Annotated in this window: 13 protein-coding genes; 5 read left to right on the top strand and 8 right to left on the bottom strand. The window is 40.4% G+C overall.

Going from position 1 to position 23975, the window contains the following annotated elements; genetic code table 11:
• Positions 1-34: 34 nt before the first annotated feature.
• The 3 genes from L2737_RS11655 to L2737_RS11665 form a co-directional block, all read right to left on the bottom strand.
• Positions 35-2527, bottom strand: a complete 2493-nt coding sequence (locus L2737_RS11655) for a glucan 1,4-alpha-glucosidase (protein ID WP_248955806.1) — start codon at positions 2525-2527, stop codon at positions 35-37.
• 130 nt (positions 2528-2657) lie between these two features.
• Positions 2658-4241, bottom strand: a complete 1584-nt coding sequence (locus tag L2737_RS11660) for an MFS transporter (RefSeq protein WP_248955807.1) — start codon at positions 4239-4241, stop codon at positions 2658-2660.
• A gap of 628 nt (positions 4242-4869) precedes the next feature.
• Complete coding sequence (locus L2737_RS11665; protein WP_248955808.1) at positions 4870-6963, bottom strand: glycoside hydrolase family 97 protein; 2094 nt, start codon at positions 6961-6963, stop codon at positions 4870-4872.
• A gap of 463 nt (positions 6964-7426) precedes the next feature.
• Between L2737_RS11665 and L2737_RS11670 the strand changes: the two genes are divergently transcribed.
• Both L2737_RS11670 and L2737_RS11675 read left to right on the top strand, forming a co-directional pair.
• On the top strand, positions 7427-9706 hold the full coding sequence (locus L2737_RS11670; protein WP_248955809.1) for a molybdopterin-containing oxidoreductase family protein: 2280 nt from the start codon (positions 7427-7429) through the stop codon (positions 9704-9706).
• Between the two features lie 24 nt (positions 9707-9730).
• A complete protein-coding gene (locus L2737_RS11675; RefSeq protein WP_248955810.1) occupies positions 9731-10273 on the top strand; it encodes a 4Fe-4S dicluster domain-containing protein in 543 nt (180 codons plus the stop codon).
• 188 nt (positions 10274-10461) lie between these two features.
• Here L2737_RS11675 and L2737_RS11680 read toward each other — a convergent pair whose 3' ends face one another.
• Entirely contained in the window at positions 10462-10905 is a 444-nt protein-coding gene (locus tag L2737_RS11680; RefSeq protein WP_248955811.1) for a hypothetical protein, read from the bottom strand.
• Positions 10906-11086: 181 nt separating this feature from the next.
• On the opposite strand from L2737_RS11680, the gene L2737_RS11685 reads away from it, so the two are divergent.
• Positions 11087-11767: a TorD/DmsD family molecular chaperone gene (locus L2737_RS11685; protein WP_248955812.1), complete on the top strand. Its 681-nt coding sequence runs from the start codon at positions 11087-11089 to the stop codon at positions 11765-11767.
• A 155-nt stretch (positions 11768-11922) separates the two neighbouring features.
• Here L2737_RS11685 and L2737_RS11690 read toward each other — a convergent pair whose 3' ends face one another.
• The 4 genes from L2737_RS11690 to L2737_RS11705 all read right to left on the bottom strand — a co-directional run bounded on the left by L2737_RS11690 (position 11923) and on the right by L2737_RS11705 (position 20358).
• A complete protein-coding gene (locus L2737_RS11690; protein WP_248955813.1) occupies positions 11923-13992 on the bottom strand; it encodes an alpha-amylase family protein in 2070 nt (689 codons plus the stop codon).
• Between the two features lie 62 nt (positions 13993-14054).
• Positions 14055-15953, bottom strand: a complete 1899-nt coding sequence (locus L2737_RS11695) for a glycoside hydrolase family 13 protein (protein WP_248955814.1) — start codon at positions 15951-15953, stop codon at positions 14055-14057.
• A 71-nt stretch (positions 15954-16024) separates the two neighbouring features.
• Positions 16025-17521, bottom strand: a complete 1497-nt coding sequence (locus L2737_RS11700) for a tryptophan halogenase family protein (protein WP_248955815.1) — start codon at positions 17519-17521, stop codon at positions 16025-16027.
• A gap of 116 nt (positions 17522-17637) precedes the next feature.
• Positions 17638-20358, bottom strand: coding sequence for a TonB-dependent receptor (locus L2737_RS11705; protein WP_229369522.1), 2721 nt, complete (start codon positions 20356-20358; stop codon positions 17638-17640).
• Between the two features lie 500 nt (positions 20359-20858).
• Here L2737_RS11705 and L2737_RS11710 point away from each other — a divergent pair, with 500 nt between their 5' ends.
• Positions 20859-22487, top strand: a complete 1629-nt coding sequence (locus L2737_RS11710) for an alpha-glucosidase family protein (RefSeq protein WP_248955816.1) — start codon at positions 20859-20861, stop codon at positions 22485-22487.
• Between the two features lie 112 nt (positions 22488-22599).
• Positions 22600-23865 carry a sugar MFS transporter gene (locus tag L2737_RS11715; RefSeq protein ID WP_102526197.1) on the top strand — a complete coding sequence of 422 codons (1266 nt, stop codon included), beginning with the start codon at positions 22600-22602 and terminating at the stop codon, positions 23863-23865.
• Positions 23866-23975: the final 110 nt, after the last annotated feature.

Here is a 23975-nt window from a genome sequence, read left to right on the forward strand (position 1 = left end):
ACAAGACTAGTTACATCGTATTACAGCATCAAGGTTACTGGTTTAGTTTTTCTGCAACTACAGGGTAGAAGTCCCAAACTGCTTTATCAGTCATAGAACGTACGAGTTTAACGTACTCAGCATGCGTCCAAGCAAGTGGTGTCGCCGAGTTAGTGCCTTGGCCCATTTCATAGTTGTATCGTGTTGGGTTACCCACACCATCCCAAGCTTGTTCTGGTAGCATTAATCCTTCATTAGCAAAGGTTTCCATACCTTGAACGTATGTATTGATCAATTGCTGATGCACTTCAGGTGTCAAGGTGTCGGTAGATTTTGCTAATGCGAGTTCATAATGTCCGCGTTCACCAGTAAAGAAAGGCCATACACGACCACGTTGATCTTCGGTATTGCCTTTCTCTGCATAACTCAGACCCGTGGTGATATCTTCACCGTAACCATCATTACCATAGCGTCGATAACCAGGTATTTTGCTGCCATCTTTAGCGGTAAACTCATACTTAACTCGCAAGTTATGCTCAAGTTCAGTGTCATCAATTAGCATCACACTATTTTGAATGACGCTGTCGTTAGCATTCTTAACGCCATATCGTACTAACTCTAAGAAACCACCATCCAAAATAGTACGCTGATCTAACCCTGGCTTACCATTGTTATCCAGTAGCTTGTCGTCATTATTCGGATTACCATTTGGGCTAATACGCACGTAATAAGGTTTGTTGTCTTTCGCTAATTCACCGTTATTAGTGACCATGGTACTTTCAAGACTGGCTTGAAGTTTCTTAGCAATAGCTAAGTACTCTTCGGCTTCGCCATCTTTAGCAAGTTTGCCTAAATCACTCGCAGCAACGAGCCCGGCAATAACTGCCGCTGTGGTTGAAGGTGAGACCCCAGCTTGTTCTTCCCAGCGTTCTTGTTGAGTACTTGGCGGGATAATTTCGGTGTCATTCCAGTCGAGTTTCACTTTGCCGCCTGTGACTAAAAACTCTGCCGCAGGTTTTAACATTTCTTGATACCACTGAGTAATTTCGGTATCGGTTAACACGCCAGCTTGCCATAATTTCCAACCCAACATGATTGGCATGGCGGTTTGGTCTAGCTGTACTCCGACCCATTCAATCTCGCCATCCACATGGGTTTTTTGTAAGAACCAACCAGGGGTACCGACGTATTCAGGTGTTTGTTGACTGACCTGAACCTTTTTTAAGTATTCAAAGGCTACTTTTGGTGTTTCAGTATCGCCCATCGCAAGAAATGCCATTGCGCATTGATAGAAATCACGTGGCCATACAGCTTTATAACCAGTACTACCAACTTTTGCCGAAACTGAGTCGCCCCAAGGGTTTGATAGCGAAGCGATTAAAGCTCCTGCATGGGTTTTATCTTCCTGGGCTTTTAGTACAAGTGCGCTGGTATAGAGAAGTTGTCCATCATCTGTTGTGTTTGCGCTCATTGCATTAATTGCAGGTAGTGAGGCTAAATAATCTTTCCAACCTGTGTGTTTGTCGTCGCCCAAATAGGCGCTTAAGACTTTGTCATAACCCGTCGCTAATGTTGCATCTGTATTGGCTAAACTGCTTTGCTTATCAGCGCCAAAACCGATGGCTACATTCATCTCAAGGGTATTACTGCCTTGAGCTTTATTGAGGGTTGGATATTGCGCTGTAAGGGCAATGTTACCCGCTGAAGCTTTATCGGCGCTAGTACTGCTATACAGACTATCTAACTTTCCATTGTCTTTTAAATCACTTAAGCCATCAGATGTGCCGACAAAACCAGCGCTCGCTTGGGTGAAAGCAACATTAGATTTAATCGTCATCACTGATGACTCAGCCTTATCGGTGAATGCAACCAATGCTTGTTCTTCAATGACTGCAATGTCATTTGCACCGCTGTTATCAATATGAGGGTTAGCGTAAAGGTGGGGGGTAATGCCATCTGCATAGGCGGTAAAAATAACTTTCATCATCATACTGTCGCGGTTTGGATCAGTAAAAAAGTGCTTTTCTATTTGATATTGGCCATTTTTAGCTTTGTTAGTCACTTTGTAAGCTAACGAAAGTGGACGTCCTTGCTCATCTTGATGAAGATATTCAATGGTACTGATGGTGTCTTCTTTTTCTGTATCAACAAAACCTTCACCCGTTACGATGAATTGCATTTCTTTAAGCTGCGCATTATGGATCATGCCATACATGGTTTCAGTTAAAATACCTTGCGCTAACGAGAACCATACTTTACTGACTGGGTTTTCTGCACTGCTTTGGTATTGGCCATCGACATAAGGTTCATAAGAAGTACCAATACCCGTTTTACCTGAGAATGCCCAAGTTGGATCGATACCAGGTGCACCAGGTGCAATGCTGTTTGTTGTCGTGGTTAATTCTTTAGCCTTGCTAGTACCTGTGTCGGTAGTACTGGTATCAGAGCATGCGGTTAACGCAAAGATTGATGCACCTATGACCGCAGCATTGACTGCATGAGCGATGACTGATTTTTTATGTGTAGTCTTGTGTAATACGGTTTTCATTTATGACTATCCCCAAATTAAATTTTTATTTTATCAAACTGTTATTAACTTATTTGTAATTAGCGAACGTTATTGCTAGCAAGTTCAGCTATTTAACTTCTGATTTTTTGAATTTGTATCGTGAGTTTAATTAAACATCACTGCTAGGTTGGTCAACAAATAGCACTGCAACACCGGCAATAATCATAAATACACCACCCGTTATTAATGCGAAAATTGGCTGACCGTCAAACAAGGTTTTTAAAATCACGCCTAATACACTGGCAGCAAGTAGCTGGGGAATAACAATAAAGAAGTTAAAAATCCCCATGAATACGCCCATTTTTTTCGGTGGTAAAATCCCCGATAACATTGCATAAGGAACTGAAAGAATTGATGCCCACGCGATACCAACCCCAATCATTGGGATCCATAACAAAGCCGGATCTGTAATAAAGAAGAAGCTGATTAAACCAAGCCCACCTAAGGTAAGGTTAATGGTGTGAGCAAAACGAATACCGACGGCTTTAGCTAAAAAGGGAATGGCAATCGCGGCTAATGCAGCAAAGCCGTTATAAGAGGCAAATAACATCCCAACCCAATCTGCACCATCATTGTATGCTTTGGTTAATACATCTGATGTGCCGTAATGGTATGAGGTCACGGCTGAGGTGGTATAAATCCACATTGCAAATAGGGCAAACCAAGAGAAAAATTGCACAATCGCCAGTTGGTGCATGGCTTTGGGCATATGAAATAAATCATCTACCACATTAAAAACCATTCCGAGTGACTCTCGTTCTGCAATGTTGGTGCTCGTCACTTTTTTGAGTGCCATTGAGCAGTACAGCTGAAGTGGACCAAAAGTGAAAATACCTATGGTGAGAATATACAGTTGTTTGTCCAAGTCAAAACCCATGACCAGGCCGGTTGCGATAGCGCCAACAGCCATCCATAAAAGCGCCGCAAACTGATACTGGCCAGCAGTACGCGAGCGTTGTTCGTCTGAGGTTTCTTTGCCGCTTTGGGCTTCATCTTGAGCTTGAAAAGCACTGATTTCTTCAGGTGAGTATTCTTTTGAAGAGATTACAGTCCAGCCAACAGCAAGAAATAGCACCGCGCCACCAAAGTAAAATGCATAGCGAACTGAGTCGGCTATTTGTCCTTCAGGTGCAGTATTCGCGACGTCAAAAAAGTTGGTTAAAATATAAGGTAGGGCAGAAGCAACAACGGCACCAATACCGATAAAGAAACTCTGCATTGCATAGCCTTGTGTGCGTTGGCTTTTTGGCAGGTTATCGCCTACAAATGCTCGAAAGGGCTCCATAGCAATATTAATTGATGCATCCATAATCCATAGCATGCCAGCAGCAACCCAAAGTACGGGTGAGTGCGGCATGATGAATAAGGCTAGTGTGGTACAGATTGCACCGATGAGAAAGTAAGGACGACGTCGCCCAAGACCATTCCATGTATTATCACTTAAGTACCCAATAATAGGTTGTACAATAAGGCCCGTAAGGGGAGCTGCAATCCATAGAATTGGTATTTCGTCTATTTCTGCGCCTAAGGTTTGAAATATGCGACTGACGTTGGCGTTTTGTAACGCAAAACCAAATTGGATCCCCAAAAATCCGAAGCACATGTTAAAAATTTGCCAGAAGCTTAATTCCGGTTGTTGACGACGCTGGATCTGTGTAGAAGCCTGAGGCTGGTTACTATTATCGACAGACATGATTATTCCTTTATCTTCCATTTTAAATGGCTCGTTCAGCATCAAGGCTGAATTCTTATTTTACTAGTGGCTATCGCTAGGTGCTTAATACGTCTGATAAAACGATAGTTAAAAAAATGGCGAATACTCATCTCCCTTAGACGGGTATTCGCCAAAGACCTCGTATTGATATCTTCGGTTGATAATGAAGTTATCAAAGGTACTCAAAACCTGACACAATCCGATGAAGGTGATGTGTCAGTAACGACCTAGCCCAATCCATCCCCACAAGCAGAGGAAGAAATTTAGCAGGTTTTATATTAGCCTTGAGGCGGAATTTGGCACAACTCATTACATACGTATTCATCATTTATGCACAACGAAAAGTGATCATACTTGTAACAGATAGGCAGCAGTGTTGGTGCTAGCATTGTATTTAAGAATGAAATATAAGGCACTGTAAATGAAGAAAAACCTGAAGGCAATGAAGACATTGCACAACAGGCTTTTGGGGGAGATTGTTAAATTAATTGGTTCGTTAAACAATATAACGAGTAAAGCATTGATAACGGGTTTAACTAACGATGCAACCTAGCCAGCGATGTAAACTAGCAAGCGATGTAAACGTAAGTCATGAGCCTAATCCAAATCACAAAGCTTTGAAGCGAATCGCAGTGCCGCCACTGCTAGCAAGTGATAAGCTCAATTCATCTTTTGCGGTGACAGTCTTGGTTTCAATCACATAATCATAGGGATTGGCTTCCCAATTCGCTTTATCACCATCACGATAAATTTGCGCTTGATATTGTTTATCTGCTCCTAAGAAATCGAGCTTAATGACGACTTTACGTGGACTTTCGTCTGTCAGCGCACCGAGATACCAATCTTCTGATGCACGGTCTTTGCGGGCAAAGGCGACATAATCACCGATTTCTCCCGCTACAGCGATACTCTCACTCCAATCCGTAGGTACGTCCTGAATAAACTGAAATGCATCTAATCTTTCTACATAATTTCTTGGTAAATCAGCGGCCATTTGAATCGGGCTGTATAACACCACATACAAGGCTAATTGTTTTGTAAGGGTGGTTTGTACGCGGTTCACTGCATCTAAGCCCTTAGGAGCTAAGTCGAAAATACCAGGAGTGAAATCCATTGGGCCTGACAACATACGGGTATATGGCAAAATAGCGGTATGTTCTGGATTGTTAGGCGGTGTGCCCCAAGCATTAAACTCTTGTCCACGGGCACCTTCTCTGGCAATCCAGTTCGGATAGGTTCGACGAAGACCGGTATCTTTTACTGGTTCATGAGTATTGATACTGATCCCGCGTTTAGCGGCCTCAGTGACGCTATGGAGGTATTCGTTCACCATAAACTGACCATCGTGCCATTCGTGGCGAGTTATACCATTTTCGTCGATACGCTTAATATCACCGCCATCAGCAACGTAACCTGTTTTAATTTGAGTCACATCGTGCTTTTTATACAGGTCGTAAGCGTCGCTCATCTGGTTACGGTAGTTGGTAACTGAACCAGAGGTTTCATGGTGACCAATTAATCGCACATTTTTGCTCGCGCCATATTCACTTACTGCGTCGATATCAAAATCATCATAGGGTTTAGTAAAGCTGAAAACATCGCCATTATGAAACCAGCTACCATCCCAACCGATATTCCAACCCTCGACCAGCACGCCATCAAAGCCATATTTGGCGGCAAAGTCCATATAGCGTTTAGTCTCGCTGGTGGTTGCGCCATGTTTTTCACCCGATCCCCAAGTGTTTTCATTCAAATGCATGCCCCACCAAATACCAACATATTTTCCTGGTTGCACCCAAGAGACATCGCCGAGTTTATTGGGCTCGTTAAGGTTGAGGATTAAATCTGAATTGAGCAAGCCTGTCGCTTTATCGGCTATTTGAATCGTACGCCATGGGGTGGTAAATCCGGGTGCTGTTTTAACTAATATACCGTCAGACCATGGGGTTAAATCAGCTTTTAATGTGCCGTCTCTGCGTTGATCTAGCACCATAGCTGCGTAATCGGTTAAGGCGGCTTCATGAATACTTAAATGGGTGCCACTCTTTAGTTTGTATGTGAATGGTGTATGTGCGCGGTCGACCTTATTAACACTTGTGGTGTTATATAAATATTCGTAACGGTTCCAACCACGCCCAGGGATCCACCAAGCTGTTGCATTATGGGCATCAGGTACTGAAAATTCAGTGAGCTCGTTAATTATATTAAGCGATGTAACATCGGCGAGAGAGGCTTGTTTAGGGACGGTATATCTAAAGCCAATACCGTCATCAAAGGTTTTAAATTCAAGCGTAAACTCATAGGTGCCATTTGAAAATGTTGTGGTGAGTTTATTGTGCTGATCAAGTACCCATTCTCGTTCGCCCCAGGGCTGCTGCCAACGGGTAGAGGATGACTCAATATCAGATGACTTAATTTCAAAACCGCTGCCGAATTCCCCCAAAGACTGAAATACCAAACCTAAACGTGAATTTAATACTGCATCTTGGCCATTAAAGCTGACTTTATACTCTGGTCTATCACCATCATCAGTAAGGCTGACAAGAATTTTTTTATCAGGCGAGCTGACGGTTACAGTTTGGGCATGCACATGAGTATGGGTTGCAAAGAGTGTTAGGGCGCTCAATGTCGTTAGTAGAGCTCGCTTACAGTTGATGTTTGATGTAATTGAATGCTGCTTGTTATTTGAAGCGAATAACATTGTGACTCCATTTTATTATTTGTATTTCCTTAACCCATAGTAGAGCTGTTAATTATTCAGCTGCAATTTATTGCATACGTATTCAGATAAGCGCCTTTTAAATTATGAGTATTTATATTAATAAATACGAATTTAGCAATTTACTTTGAGTACAGTTTGCTAAAAAAATAACTGTTAAAAAACATAAGTATGTAAGATTTTTATTGTTGTATCAGGGGAGGTGTGTTAGTGAGTTGATGGGTAGAGGTGTTGACTGATACGAGTGTTACTAACATGTATGAGATAGTAACGTCTTTGTGATTAAAATTGAGAAATTTACATTGTCAAATTTGTAAATGATTATTGCGGTTGAAGTCTTGGATTTTGTTAAATCTTTGAACTGTTAGTGTTTTTTGTATGTTTTTTTACGTAGTTGATTTTGTGATTGTTATGATTTTTTCGAGAATAAAAAAAAGGAAATACCATGGCAATGAACAGACGCAGTTTTATAAAGGGCAGTAGTGCTTTTGCATTTTCAGCCAGTATCATGGGGTGCTCTAATAGCAGTGATGATGACATTGTTGAAGAACCGCCAGTAGTTGAGCCACCAATCGAAGTGCCACCTGAAGAAAGTATTCCAGATGGTGTTTATCATACGACATGTCCACGTAACTGTGGTGATCGATGTAGCCTTATGGTTACAACAAAAGATGGTGTTGCAGTATCAATTACGGGTGATACAACTCACCCTGTAACTGCTGGTACACCCTGTGTGAAAGGTCACTCTTACCTCCAATCAGTTTATAGTCCAGATCGTATCCAGCAACCAATGAAGCGTGTAGGCCCTCGTGGACCTGGCGCAACATTTGAACCTATTTCATGGGAAGATGCTTACGCTCAAATAGCAAGCCGTTTAAACGAAATTATCAACACAGATGGCGGTAATGCAATCGTTCCTTATTCTTATTCTGGTTATAGTGGTATCAGTGCAGGAACAGGTGCTAATCGATTTTTTAACCGCATCGCAGGTCGTAACTTGCAACGCAATATTTGTGCAAGCGCTGGCTACTCTGGCATGAGTTCGATATTGGGTGAATTTAATGGCCCAAGCCCTGAAGACTATGCGAATACAAAATGCTTTGTTTCTTGGGGTACCAATGAGCAAGCAACCAATATTCATCACCTTAAATTTATCAATGAAGCACGTGATAACGGCGCGAAAGTATTAGTTGTTAACCCAGCTCGTACCCCATTAGCATCGCAAGCTGATATTTGGTTACAGCCAACCCCTGGTACTGATGCGACGTTAGTTGTGGGTATTAGTAAAATTATCATTGAAGAAAACCTTCATGACACAGCATTTATTGCTGCAAACACGCAAGATTATGATGCATTAGTTGCACGTCTTGCTGAGTTTACTCATGAAGAAATTGAATTAGAAACTGGTGTATCTAAAAGCGAATATCAAGAATTTGCCAGAGCATATGCACAAGCAGATTGTGCAATGATCCGTATTGGTTATGGTATACAACGTACATTGAATGGCGGCCGTATGGTTAAAGCTATTCCAACAATAGCAGCTTTGACTGGCAATATTGGTAAAGTCGGTGCAGGCGTTGTGTACTTGAATGTTATGTCAGGCGGTTTATTTGATTGGGGTTATAGCGGCGCAAGCCATTTGACGCCAGAAGGTGCTGAACGTGGCACTGTCAGTATCAATGAAATCGGTAAGTTCTTGTTACCTGAAGATTATCAACATGAAAACGGTTTAGTTGGTCCAATTTCTTATGGTGAGCCTTCAGATCCAATCAAAGCGATGATTGTTTACTCTAGTAACCCTATGGCCATTGCACCAAATACTGATTTAATTGAAAAAGGTCTAATGCGCGATGACTTATTCTTAGTCGGTATTGATTTGTTCCAAACAGATACTATGGATTATGTAGATTACTTATTACCTACATCTAGCTACATGGAACAGTCTAACTTAATCGATAGTTACCAATGTTATTACGCTAAGCATAGTGCAAAAGCGATAATGCAATTGCATGACTCAAAACCAGATACCGTTATCTTTAACGAATTAGCGAAAGCAATGGGCTTTGATGATGTTGAGTTTGATGAATCTATTGATGACATCTTGCGAAACACTTGGAAAGGTAATATTAGTTACGACGAACTTCTAGTTCAAAAATGGGATAGCCCTATTGTTGATTACCCATACCGTAAAGATTTAGTTTTCCCGACAACAAGTGGCAAGATTGAATTTAAAGATACCAGTAATAAGTATTTTGATTCTGAGAAATTCAACCCTGTCATCGATACAGGCACTCCAGAAAGTAATGAGTATGACGATAAAGGAATGACCGATGCTGAAAAAGCACGTGAATTCAGATTGTTATCTCCAGCGCATGCTAAGTTAAGTAACTCACAATGGGCCAATGTTAAGTACATTGCAGGCACATTCCCACAACACACTGTTTATGTACATCCGTCAGATGCAGGTGCTAAAGGCATTAGCGACGGTGATGAAGTGATTGTAACTGCTAGTCGCTATGGCAGTGCGGACGTTCAAATTCAGTACGTTGCAAGGGTTGAAGAAATGACACCTAAGGGCACAGTATTTATTTGGAAAAACGCTTGGAAAAAACTTAATGAAAACGGAAGTAACACATCAGTTAACCAGCTAACAAACTGTGACTTAACCGATATGAACTATGGTTCAACTTTCCATGCAACCCGTGTTGATATCGCACTGGCGTAATTATAATCATTAAGGAATTTTCTAATGACTGAACAAAAAGTTTTTGTATTTCGCCAAGAAAACTGTGTTGGCTGTGAAGCGTGTACAGTGTCATGCCAAGCGGGTAAAGATGCGAATGAATTTGTAACGCTAAGAGATGTATCTCAAGGCGAGAAAACTAATAACTTAGGTAGAGAGGTTGCCGTTTTTCTATCGCAATCTTGTCATCACTGTGAAGACCCTGTTTGTGTGGCAAAATGTCCTCAAGGTGCAATGAAAAAGCGGGAAGATGGTATTGTTTACATCGATGATACTCTGTGTGTTGGTTGCGGCATGTGTAGTTTAGTATGTCCATACGATGCACCTAAAATTGATGCTAAGCGTGGCATTCTTTCAAAATGTGACATGTGTAAAGACAGACTTGATGCCGGAGAAAAGCCTTTCTGTGTTCAAGGTTGTCCTGTGCAAGTACTCGATGTTATGGACCAATCTGAAGCATTAAGCTTACCTGGTGCAAGTCTAAGTGGTGATGGCCATGAAGATTTAGGTACAGGACCAACTACTGTATTTATTAAATTAAGAAATTAGTATCACAAAGATATTAACAGCCTAAAGTATAATTACTTTAGGCTGTTCTTAAATAAATTGATAATAAAAATCCAGCTAATGCTGGATTTTTTGTTCAGACAAGTGTTATTTAGAAAACTGTAATGAGGTTGGCTGTTATATAATTTACATTTCTATAAAGTTATAACTAGTCATCAATTCGTATTAGTTTATACCTTAAAGCGACTACTTCTACGTTGATTGATATTTTTTATATGCTTATCCCAGTTATTTGCTACTTGAATAACAGAGCTTGCATGGTCTAATAACTCTTGGTTATGTGATAAATCAATATCTAAAGCAAACTCCCTTGCTAAGGCAATGATAGAGTAATCTATTTTATTCATGGTTTGTTGATTAACGCTTTTATTGATTAGCATACTGAAACCAGAAAAGAATGCGCCTAACAGCTCTGCTTCTGTTAACGTAGTAGGTAAGGGGTTAATTCGTCTAAAGTCAGTAATAACAAGGCTGGCTAGCTTTCTACTTATGTCATCAACAGACTTTGCTGGGTTAGATGATGATTTCCAGACAGATTCATTAACTAAGCTTTTTTCTATCGCGCTAGCTAACTCTGCTGCGCGCCACCTTTCTTTAAAACTCATTATTAACATAAATCTACCTAACATGTTTAATAGCAATCATTTCATCATACGAGTTATTGAAAATAGAATGATGATCTAAGTCACTGTATTAAATAAATCGTACTAATTGTTTTATATAAATTGGAACGTATCACAGATATAAATAATAACCTGAAATACTATGAAGGTAAGTAAATAATAAGGAAATAACATGACTAATGCTGATAACGTTAAATCTAAGGCGTTAATGTTTAATCTTTTGGCTGAAATCTTTTATAGAATTCCTGATGAAGATTTAAAGGAAACGATATCTGAACTGAATACTTCATTATTCATAACAAATCGAAATAATTCGCAAGAACGAGCTTTCATTTTGTTAGGTGAAATTAAAAGGCTGGCAATTGAACAACCTTTAGTGGAGTTAAAACAGGATTTTAACCGGCTATTTATTCAGCCAAAAGGTAAGACTGCTTACCCATGGGGCTCAGTGTATCTCAATAAGCAAAATCGTTTATTTGATCTAACCACAGTGGCATTTATGGAATTTTGTAAGACACACCAATTAAACTTTACATTAGAGAAAAATGAACCTGTGGATCATTTTAGTTTAATGCTGGTGGCATTGATCCATTGTATGGAACTTGATGAGGCCGAGGATAATAGTAGCTTAAATGACTTCAATGAGTCGTTATGTGAACACCCAGAAGCTAATCGAACGGCAACACTGTTAAAAATGCACTTGTTACCTTGGAGTGGACGTTTTCTTGAGCTAGTTAATGAACACAGTACGTCTGGTTTGTATCGCGCAGCAGCAAAGCTCAGTCAGCTTTTGCTTGACGAATTGAAACATGAGTACAAGATAACTTTGGAACCTGTTGAGTTATACAAGTAAACACTCAGATAGCCTGTTGGCGAATATGATGAAGTTGGTTGGTTAATTTGATGAAGAAGCCAGAAGGTCATTTAGGATGACGTTCTGGCTTTTTAGTTTAATTTTTACCCTGTCTTTAAAACCAAGAATCTACTATAAAATCTTGAGTTTAAGGCTTATAAATCAACGGCTAAAACTTGCGATTCAAGCGGATTCAGTTTGATGCTGATTGTGCCAGCCGCTGCTTGATTGATACTAAGTTGTTGTGATTGCTTTTTATCGTCAAGTAAATCGACTAATTGATATTGAGCAGCAGTTAATTTGGCAGCGCTGATTAATTCAGTCGGTAGCGATAAAGTAAAAGATGCCTTATCTGAAGAGCTAAAGTTTGTAACCACAATGATGAATTGTTCATCGTTATAACGACTAAAAGCGAATGTGCTGTCATTGTATTGATTATTGGCATTTAGACTAAGACTATCAGTTGAGCTATTAACTTCATTTTCAGCTTGTTCACTCAAACGGTTTATACTATCTAGCTCATAATACTCGCCTGTAAGTGCAGGGGCGGTATGGCTGAGGTTTAATAGGGTTTGGTAATACTGACGAAGTGATTTTTCACTTGCTGACGATTGACCGCCATCAAAGGCACCATTGTTCATCCAGCGCTGGTGTGCTGGCACGCCCACATAATCAAAAATACTGGTTCTTGTAGCTTGTCCAAAGCCTGCATTTTCAGCGCCTTGTTCACCAACATCTTGACCAAAATATATAAGGGTTGGAGAGCGACTTATGGTTGTAGACACAACCATAGCTGGCAACGCTGCCTCTGATGTACCAGCAAAGTCATCAGTATGAATACGTTGCTCGTCATGGTTTTCTAAAAAGTGCAGCATATGTTGTTCAATATCCATCACTTTAGCTTGATCAACCGCGATTTGTGCGGTTGATGTTTTGCCATGAATAATGTCTTTTAATGTGTCGTATAAATCGACTTTATCGTACAGATAATCCATTTTTCCTAAATGAATAAAATCGCGATAAAGGCTAGGGTTATAGACTTCAGCCAGTAAAAATGCATTAGGTTTGATATGTTTAATATTACTGTTTAAGTAACTCCAAAACTCGACGGGCACCATTTCGGCCATATCATAACGAAATCCATCAACGCCTTTAGCTAACCAATATTGTGTGATGTCTTTAAATTTGATCCAAGACTCTGGTATCTCAGCGGCATTTTGTGATTGCCAAAATGCATAGTGCTCAGTAACACTTTTGTCTGCAAAAACTTTTGGTAGAGCTGGGAAGTCGTAACTGCCGTCTGGTTTAACACCGTAGTTTACCTTAACAGTTTCATACCAATCATTTGCATGAGGTTTAGCCAAACGGGAACCGTTACCTGTCCATTTAGCTGGTTTTTCTTCAAACATTCCATCGGCCAGAGGGTGCTGTTCACCTCCTAGCGGCTGATAGCCATTAATGGCGTCGGGTACGGCAAACTCTGAATCAACCACATAATAGAAGTTATTGTTTTTGTCGTATTCAACTTGAGTATTATCATTTTGGCCAAATTGACGATTTTTAGGTAACAGGGCTGCTTGAGTCGGATCATTTGCGTCTAATGATTGGTAATCTCTTGCTACATGATTCGGCACAATATCAATAATAACTTGCATGCCATTATCATGAGTTCGTTTGATTAATGCTTCAAATTCGGCTAAACGTTGCTGTGGGTTATCTGCTAAGTCGGGATTAACATTGTAGTAATCCTTTACTGCATAAGGTGACCCCGCACGACCTTTTACGACATCAGGGTCGTCATTACTAATACCAAATTCAGTGTAGTCATTGATTAATGCATGGTGCGGAATACCCGTATACCAAAGGTGAGTAGTGCCTAATGATTTGATGTCTTGTAGGGCTATGTCGGTAAAGTCGCTGAATTTACCCACACCATTTTCTGCGATGGTTCCCCAAGGCTTATTTGTGGTGTTGGTATTACCGTATAAACGGGTGAAGACTTGGTACACCACGGGTTTTCCTGTTAAAGGCTCAGACATCAATTCCTTTTCAGTTTTAGCTGACGATGAAGATTCCATTAATGAATTTTCTACTGGAGTCTGCTTAGTGCAGCCGACCATGAATAATGCGGCAGCGCACATGCTTAATCTTATAATAGAAGATTTCTTGTTTGCTAATGCATTCGTGTTATGTAATAAACTTATGCTTGGTAATAAAGTCGACATAGTTATCTCTTATGACAGCGTTATAATTTTAGTTGTTTCTGCGTTATCTCAAAGGAAAGAGATTATTTTGATAGCGTTAAGATAATGACACCTTTCTCTTTTAATGTGAGCGACTTATCTAATGAATACGAATGTTGTGAGAAGATATTTTCGCCGTTTTTATTGTCACCAATAACATCTTTAAAACGAGATAGATCCAGTTGCTGTGGCTGGTCGTTTTTATTGTAAATTATCAGTACGGTTTCATCTCTATTAGCAGCTTTGTAACGTCTTGCTTGTATATAAACCCCGTCTTTAGGCACGTAGTGAGATAACGCACCTTGCTGCAGCGCTAATGAAATTTTTCGAAAATTAAGTAAGGTTTTATTAAATGCTAATGCATCTGCTTGGCGTTCAGATAAGTTTTGCTGTTTGAATACGTTAACTTCATCATTTGCCCATCCGCCTGGGAAATCACCACGCACGAGACCGTCATTACGATCTTTTGTCGGGCTAGTCATCAATACTTCAGAGCCATAAAACATTTGCGGGATTCGGTTGCTGGTCATTACATATGTCATCGCCATTTTATACAATGCAATATCATCATTCATTAAACTGAAAAGGCGATTAGTGTCATGATTACCTTCAAATAACACTAGGTCGGTTGGCTTTGCATAAACCACATCATTAGCGAGCATTTCATATAAGTTTATAAAGCCGCTGCCCCAGTCTTCATTTTCTGTCAGGCTTGAAATAAGAACTTCATACAATGGAAAGTCCATCATGCTAGGTGTGTGTGATACATAGCCGTCGGCGTTTTGTTTTCCTGCTTGCCAGTAGCTGACTGTAATTGGGTTATCAGTCCATTCCTCACCGACAATATTGAAGTTTGGGTATTCATTCATAATAGCTTTGGACCAACGAGTCAAAAATGCCTTGTCTGCATAGGAATAGGTGTCTTCTCGAATGCCACTTAAGCCAGCATATTCAACCCACCAAATACTGTTCTGGATAAGGTAAGTTGCCATAAATGGATCAGTTTGATTCATGTCGGGCATAGTGTCAGTGAACCAGCCATTTTCAAACTCAGATCTATCATCGGCTATGGCGTATGGGCCTTGAACTGTGGTTCTGCGATGGCTGGTGTAGATGATGTCTTGAGGGTTTTGTTGCCATTGTTTTTGGCCATTAATCCAGGTTGACGTTGGGAAGTCAGCCATCCACCGATGCCCTGAACCCATATGGTTTACAATGACATCCTTGATGATCCCAATACCAAACTGCTGTGCTTCTTCCACTAATGATTTGTATTCTTCATTACTGCCAAAGCGAGGATCTATGTTGTAAAAATCAGTTGTTGAATAACCATGGTAGGAATATTGAGCTTGGTTATTTTCTAGTAACGGGTTTATCCATAATTGGGTGACACCTAAGTCTTGTAAATAAGGTAGCGATTTACGTATTCCCATAATATCACCGCCATGACGACCATCTTTATCGCTGCGATTGACGCTTTCAAGCATTCTAGGGTGATTATCATTATCAGGGTTGCCATTAACAAAACGGTCGGGGGTGATGAGATAAATGACATCTTTGTTGCTAAAGCCTTGTCTATCACGTGAGCCAACTTCACGAGCTTGTATTGAGTAATCAAAGCTTTGAATAAATGTGTCGTTATCATAAAGACCGAACTGCAAGGTTTGAGGTTGAGCATTTTTCAAATCAAGGTCGATGAAAAGGTGATTTGGGCTAGTTGATTGATGAGTTTGCTTTAGTTTTACACCCTGAGATTGATCTAACTTAACCTGCATTTGACTAATGCTCTCGCCATATACCAGTATTTGTAAGCTGCTATTTTCCATATCAGCCCACCATGATTCTGGTTCAACAGAAAAATTGGTAATTTCGGCAAATGAAGGAGCTGAAAACATCAACGTAGCCAGTAGAGAATAGGTAAATTTGTTGGGTTGATAAGTCATGTTGAAACCTTTTATTCTTTTTTAATAATTACTGTTTGCTAGAGAATATCTGTTAGAAACTGCGAGTAAATTTATAAACGCTTGATGAAATCATCATGGCTTGGCATTTGACTGACTGCTGTTGTAATGATTTGCTTCACGTTAGCTAAAAACTCCTTAAGATCACTATCGGTAATATTGTTAGCAAGAGGATTATAATCATCTGGTTCAATACCTTGGCCTAGCAGCACTTGGACCCAAGCTGCCTCAGTAAAAAGCTCATCTTGGTGACGAGTAACCGTTCCAGTTGCACGAAACAATTCAATTTTTTGCTCTAATGAATCAGGTATTTGCATGTCACGACATTGTTGCCACAAATCTGGATTATTTGAAGAATTGGCTCTGTTATTGACGTGATAATGCAGAATGATGAAGTCGCGTATTTGTTCAAATTCGAGTTTTGATTGTCGGTTATATTCATCAACATTGGCTTGCTGTATGCCATTGTGGGGGAAAAATTTAGTGAGGCGGATTATTGCAGATTGAACTAGATGTAAACTTGTCGATTCAAGCGGTTCTAAAAAACCACTTGATAGGCCGATCGCGATACAGTTTTTGTGCCACTGCATTTCACGACGACCGGTTTTGAAGTTGATTTTTTTAGGTTCTGCTAATGCTTTACCATCAAGATTATCAAGTAATATTGCTTTTGCAGCCTCGTCAGATATATGTTTACTGGAATAAACCAGACCATTTCCTGTGCGATGTTGTAATGGAATACGCCATTGCCAGCCGGCATTATGAGCAATTGAGCGAGTAAAGGGCACTAATGGTTCAGATCGTTCACAAGGAACTGCATATGCGCTGTCGCAAGGTAGCCAGTGTTGCCAGTTTTCATAACCAACATTAAGTTGTTTTTCGATAAGTAACGCTGCAAAACCTGAGCAATCAATAAATAAATCACCGTTAATTACCTGATTATCCTTTAAGGTAACAGACTTTATGTTGCCTTGGGAATTGAGCTGAGCTGAGGTAATTAAGCCTTCAATTCGATTAACGGACAAATTTTCGCTGTATTGCCTAAGCATCTTGGCATATAAACTTGCGTCAAAATGGTAGGCATGGGTAAGACCAGCTAATGGTGAACCTGCAATTTTATCTATGTCCGAGAACTTGTTTTCTTTAGCAGCCTGATAATTTAACGAATAGTCCCAAAATGACATGGCATGTTTGGGTTGTGACTTCTTCCAATAATGATGGAATTGGGTGTAGCCAATATCTTTCCCCACATCGCCAAAGGTATGCATATAGCTGTCTTGCTCTTTACCCCAGTTCTCAAACTGTATACCGAGTTTATAACTGGCTTGAGTTTGCTTGATAAAATCGGCTTCTTTGATGCCTAAAACACTATTGAATATTTGCAGAGGAGGTATGGTCGCTTCACCAACCCCAATAGTGCCTATTTCTTTAGATTCAATAAGGGTAATACTTAATTGATTTTTGAATAATTTACTGAGCATGGCAGCAGTCATCCAGCCAGAAGTCCCGCCACCTACAATTACAATGTTTTTTATTTTGTTATTTTCCATAGTAATCGCCTTAGATTAGTTATTTTAAAATATGAGTTTTCTATTTGGATTATGGATAGTCATAAAGTAAAAAAGCCCCTGTAACAGGTTACAGAGGCTTTATTGTCGTCGTTAGATTAGAACTTGTAGTTCGCACCTAACATGTAGTTACGACCATAGTTTTGGTAGTCACGTACATGACGAGCATCATCACCTGTGTAAGATGTGAAAGGCTCATTAGTTAAGTTATTCACCTGGAATAATACTGATAAGCCGTAAAGGGCATCAATACCACTTTCAGAGAAGTCATAACCCACTTGTGCATCGACTACAGTTTCAGCTTTCACGTTAACATTTTGACGAGTCAAACTGATTGCGGTGACTTCACCTAGGAAATCACTACGGTAACGAGAGCTCACTCGTGCTTCAAAGCCTGAGTTTTCATAGTAAACAGTCGCGTTGAATGTTTTCTCAGATAAACCAGGTAACGTTGTTGGGTCGCTATCTGGGGTTTCTTTCACTTCACTATCGTTATAAGAACCACTCATTACAGTACCAAAGCCACCCAGTACATCAGCAAATTGACCGAAATCTAATGAGAATGATGCTTCAATACCTTGAACATAACCGCCATCACCATTTTGTGGTTGCGTGACTAATCCAATTGGGTTATCACCCGGATTTTGCGGTAAAATAGTACTGAAATCAAAAGCAGATTGTTGATCATAAACGTAGTTTTCTAAGTCTTTATAGAAAACGGCAACAGCAAAGTAACCTTGATCACTGAAGTAGTTTTCGTAACTGATGTCATATTGACGTGCCATCCAAGGACGTAGTTCAACATTACCTGCGCTACCTGACCAGTTAACGCCGTCGTTAGGGTTTTCGTTATAGCTAAAGTTAACGTTTGCATTCATCTTATCCATACGAGCACGGGTAAGAGTACGTGCAGCAGCAAAGCGAAGCATTTGGCCATCTGCGATGCTCAAACCTAAGTTGATACTTGGTAACCATTCAACGTAGTCGTCACCTGCAGTACGTGGAGTGAGAACCACTTCACCATTTTCTACAGTTGCAACAGTACCATCTGAACTTTGATCACTGTGAACCGCCTGTAGGCCGACGTTACCAGTTAATGGTAGGTCAAATATTTCAGTATCAAGGTTTGCCATGACGTATGCTGTTGAAATTTCTTCGTATACGCCCCAAGAGTTGGTCGCACGAGATAAGTCTACGTTTGCTACGTCAGTTTCTGTGTAATTTCCGTCATTATAAAAAGCTAATGAATCGTAACTTAACACATCACCCATACCAAAGAAGTCAAGCGAAGTAGGGCTAAGTAAGTATTGATCCGGTACAGTCATTACATAATTAGGATCAGTGCCGTCATAACCTTTAAGCGTTAAATAGTAACCTTTATCTAGCTTGGTTTTATCACGGTCTGTACGGTTAACACCAAATTCGATACTACGTACAACACCTTCGTCAAAGATGTATTCAGCACTTAAACGGAAAGATTTTAGTTCATCTTCAATTTCAGGTTTGTTGATGAAACCATCTTGAGTGTTAGCACCTAATGGACTACCCCAACCAAGTGGATCGCCTAATTTAATAACGTTTGGATCTGAATAATCTAAACCGTGAGTAAAGTTGTAGCCACCATTGCCGTTGTAAGCAAAGCCTAAATCATCGACCGCGCCAACACCTGTACCACGACCTGTGCCGCTGTAGCTTTCCATACCGATATCAGTACGTTCAGCTTTTGAAAGGGCAATATCAGCTTCAACAGACCAATTTTCACTAATGGTAAATTTGTTATTCCAGCCTACTGATAGTGATTCAGCATCACGTTTATTGACATCGTTACGAACGACAACTTCAGCACCTCGGATAACACCTTCAGTGACTAAACCATCTTCAGTAGTAATAGCTTCAACACCACCGTTTGCGCCCCATGCAGCAGGGATTTCAATACCACGTAAACGTTGATCATCAGTAAATTTAGAGTAATAAAGATCAACAGTTGAATGGAAAAAATCATTCGGTGCATATTCAAAGACTGCTAACACGCCATCACGTTCAAGCTCAGAAGAACGAACAAATGGTTTAGCACCACCTAAAACACTGTCACCAGCATCATTTTCAGGGTAACCCCATGCTTGCCAGCGCTCTTCTTGGTTTGGAGACTGCATACGAGCATAACCAAGTGCAATACCAATTGTGTCATCAGCGAATTGGTCGATATATGAAATGCTGCCACGGTAACCCGTGTCTTCAGAACCACTGTTTAACGCGCCAAGGTCATTCATTTCGCCACGTAAACCAATAGCGAATGTTTGCTCGCCGTGTGCTAAAGGACTAATGGTTTGCATATCAACGGTACCACCAATGGCTTGAGCCATCACTGATGCATCCGGAGTCTTATATACCACGACACGGTTTAATAATTCAGAAGGGTATTGGTCAAATTCAACACCACGGTTGTCGTTAACTGAAGCCTGTTCACGACCATTTAATGTCGCAGTTGTAAAGTCAGGCCCCATGCCTCGAATAGAGATGACGTTTGCACGACCATCTAGACGTTGAGCTGATACACCAGGTAGACGCGCTAGTGATTCTGCAATACTAACATCGGGTAACTTACCGATATCTTCTGCTGAGATAGCTTCGACAATTGATGATGATGACATCTTCAAAGATTGAGACTCTTGCAAGCTACGGCGAATACCGGTGACTTTTAGTACTTCAATTGATTCATCTGCAGTAACAGTATCTTCTGCTTCAGCTGCGTAGCCGTACATGCTTGTACTGGCAGCAACCATTGCTAACGTCAGTAAGCTTGGTTTAAATAGCGACATCCATCTTTCCCCTTCTGAATGGCCAACAGCTCTTATAAGTAAGGTAGAGCTGTTAGATTTCTATTATTTATAATTACAGTCTTTATAGTATTTTTCTTCAGCTTGCTTAATTGACTGCATAAGCGCTGAGGTATATTTCCGTTTTGTTGCGGAACAGTGAAGATACTACTCCTAGCATTCTTTGCTCGACAACGTTATGCATACGTATTCAAAGATTGGATAGGCAAAAAAAGACCTTTTTTTTACTTTTAATTAACATTCGAAAGTCATGTTACCGGCTATTTAAGTATCTGAATTATAGCACTAAACTCTCTAGTGTGTATTTTTGAAAAATGTATTAATTCTTTGCATACGTATGCAGCTCTATTGAACCTCATTTCCATATTCACGTATCCTCGAGTCAATTAAATAATAACGACGACCTGTTACTGGGTCGCAACAAAGAGTTAACTGTAGCAAGGTTGTTTTGTAGTTAATTCGCTTATTACAGAGGGTGTGCGATGAGTCAGTTATCATGGTGGCGTGGCGGAGTGATATATCAGGTATATCCACGAAGCTTAATGGATTCCAATGGAGATGGAGTAGGGGATCTACAAGGGATCATTACTAAACTTGATTACATTGCTAGTTTGAACGTCGATGCTATTTGGATTTCGCCATTCTTTAAATCACCAATGAAAGACTTTGGCTATGACATCAGTGATTACCTCGACGTTGATCCTATGTTTGGCACAATGAAAGACTTTGATGAACTTATTGCTAAAGCACATAAGCTGAATATTAAAGTTGTCATCGATCAGGTGTTAAGCCATACCTCTGACGAGCACGCTTGGTTTAAGCAAAGCAAATTAAGTCGTGATAACGATAAAGCAGATTGGTATGTATGGGCTGATCCGCAAGAAGATGGTACTGCACCAAATAATTGGTTAGCCATATTTGGTGGCTGTGCATGGGAGTGGGAGCCACGTCGTCAACAATACTATTTACACAACTTCTTAAAAAGCCAACCAGATTTAAACTTTCACAATCCTGAAGTAAGGGCTGCGGTATTAGATAACGTTGATTTCTGGCTGAAAAAGGGCGTCGATGGTTTTAGGTTAGATGCGATTACGTTCTGTTACCACGACGAACAGTTACGTGATAACCCAGCGAAACCAAAAGATCAGCGTCAAGGTCGTGGTTTTAGTGAAGATAATCCGTACGCTTACCAATATCACTATTTCAATAATACTCGACCACAAACCGTCGGTTTTATTGAAGATTTACGTGCCTTAATCAATAAATATCCTGGTGCTGTGACGTTAGGTGAAGTGTCATCTGAAGATTCTTTGGCGACGATGGCTGAATATACTCAAGGTGACGAACGCTTACATATGGCTTATAGCTTTGAATTATTAACTAACGATTTTAGCGCTGCTTATATACGTCAAACCGTAGAAGAGCTAGAAGCCAGTATTGGCGACGGCTGGCCATGTTGGGCTATTGGGAACCACGATGTACAGCGGGTTGCAACTCGTTGGGGCAAAGGTGAAACCAATTCAGATCTTGTTAAGATGCTAAATGGCTTACTGTGTTCATTACGTGGCAGTGTTTGTAGCTATCAAGGGGAAGAGCTGGGATTAACAGAAGCCCCGATTGAGTTTGAACAACTACAAGATCCATTCGGTATCGCCTTTTGGCCGATGTTCAAAGGACGTGATGGCTGTAGAACGCCTATTCCTTGGGTAAAAGATCATCTTCAAGCAGGCTTTAGCGAAGCTAATAAACCTTGGCTACCGATACCTGACGAACATAAAGCTTTATCGGTTGATGCTCAGGAAAATGATACTGATTCTACATTAAATGCCTATCGTCACTTTTTGGCATGGCGCAAACAATACCCAGCATTAGTGGCAGGCGACATTAAATTTATCGATACTGATGAACCTGTTTTAGCTTTTACACGTCATTTTGAAACTCAAACTTTGTTAGTGGTGTTTAACCTGGCAAATACCACTAACCAGTTTGATGTTTCAAACCTTAATATTAAACAAGTTATTGATAACCATGGCTTAGCAAGCGCTGAACTCGTTAATGACAGTGTGCTAAATTTTGATGGGTTTAATAGCTTTTTTGCCATCATCGACTAAGTTGATATTACAGCAACCCTCGGGTTGCTGTTTTAGTTTATAAGCTTGACTCATTATTCAAGCCGATAACTCAGTATAAGTTTCTTAATACAATAACAAGAGTACCTAAATTATGGCCTCAACAATTTCAAGCGGAACCGCAACCGTCAGCCATTCAGGCGATGGGAAATATCGTTTTGCACTCGTATCGCTCACATCATTATTTTTTATGTGGGGTTTTATTACTTGCTTAAATGACATCCTTATTCCGCATTTAAAAGCAGTATTTTCGTTAAGTTATACCGAAGCAATGTTGATTCAATTTTGTTTCTTTGGTGCTTACTTTTTAGTGTCTCTCCCTGCTGGAAAACTCGTTAAAAAATTGGGCTATCAGCGCGGGATTGTCACAGGGCTTGTTATTGCTAGTTTTGGTTGCGCGTTGTTTTATCCTGCTGCTGATTTTGCTGTTTACGGATTGTTTTTAGGGGCACTATTTGTGCTGGCGTCGGGTATTACTATTTTACAAGTCGCTGCCAATCCATACGTTAATGCGCTGGGTAGTGAAGAAACGGCATCAAGCCGCCTTAATTTAACCCAGGCTTTTAATGCTTTAGGTACAACAGTTGCGCCATACTTTGGCGCAATCTTAATTCTGTCAGTTGCCACTGGCGCAGTGGGTGAATTAAGCCATGCACAAGCAGAAGCTGAAGTCGTTAAAATGCCGTACTTGTTTCTTGCTGCTACTTTAGCTGTGTTAGCCGTGATATTCGCGAAACTTAAACTGCCGGTGATTGAAGCACATGTTGAACCAGATTCAACAGGTGAAGTGACTTATAAAGGCAAAAGCAGTGCACTACAAAGCACTCATTTAGTCTTGGGAGCTATTGGTATTTTTGTTTATGTTGGCGCAGAAGTATCAATTGGTAGTTTTTTAGTTAACTTTTTAGGCGAAGAGCATATTGTAGGACTTAAAGAAGCCGATGCTGCTAAATATATTACTTATTACTGGGGCGGAGCTATGGTTGGACGCTTTATTGGCTCCGCTGTGATGCAAAAGATTTCTGCTGGTAAAGTGCTGGCTTTTAATGGCCTGATGGCGGCTGCATTAGTGTTAGTTGCAATGTACACCAGCGGTCAAGTAGCGATGTATGCGATTTTGGCAGTTGGTTTATTTAACTCGATTATGTTCCCAACGATTTTCAGTTTAGCATTAAGAGATCTTGGCCCTCACACTTCACAGGGCAGCGGTGTGCTTTGCCTAGCGATTGTTGGCGGTGCAATTATTCCTTTATTGCAAGGTGTGATGGCCGACAGTATGGGAATACAACCTGCATTTATTTTGCCTGTAGTTTGTTACGCATTCATTATATTTTATGGTGCTAAAGGCTCAAGAATCTAATCTTTAGACCCTATAATCATCTGTACTTATACGAAAGCAGCCAGTTGGCTGCTTTTTGTTTTTAGTTTATTGGATTTTAGCGCTGATTTATAAGAATCTACACTTGCGCT

It is taken from the genome of Shewanella electrodiphila, from assembly GCF_023283985.1.
In the GTDB taxonomy this organism is placed as follows: Bacteria; Pseudomonadota; Gammaproteobacteria; order Enterobacterales; family Shewanellaceae; genus Shewanella; species Shewanella electrodiphila.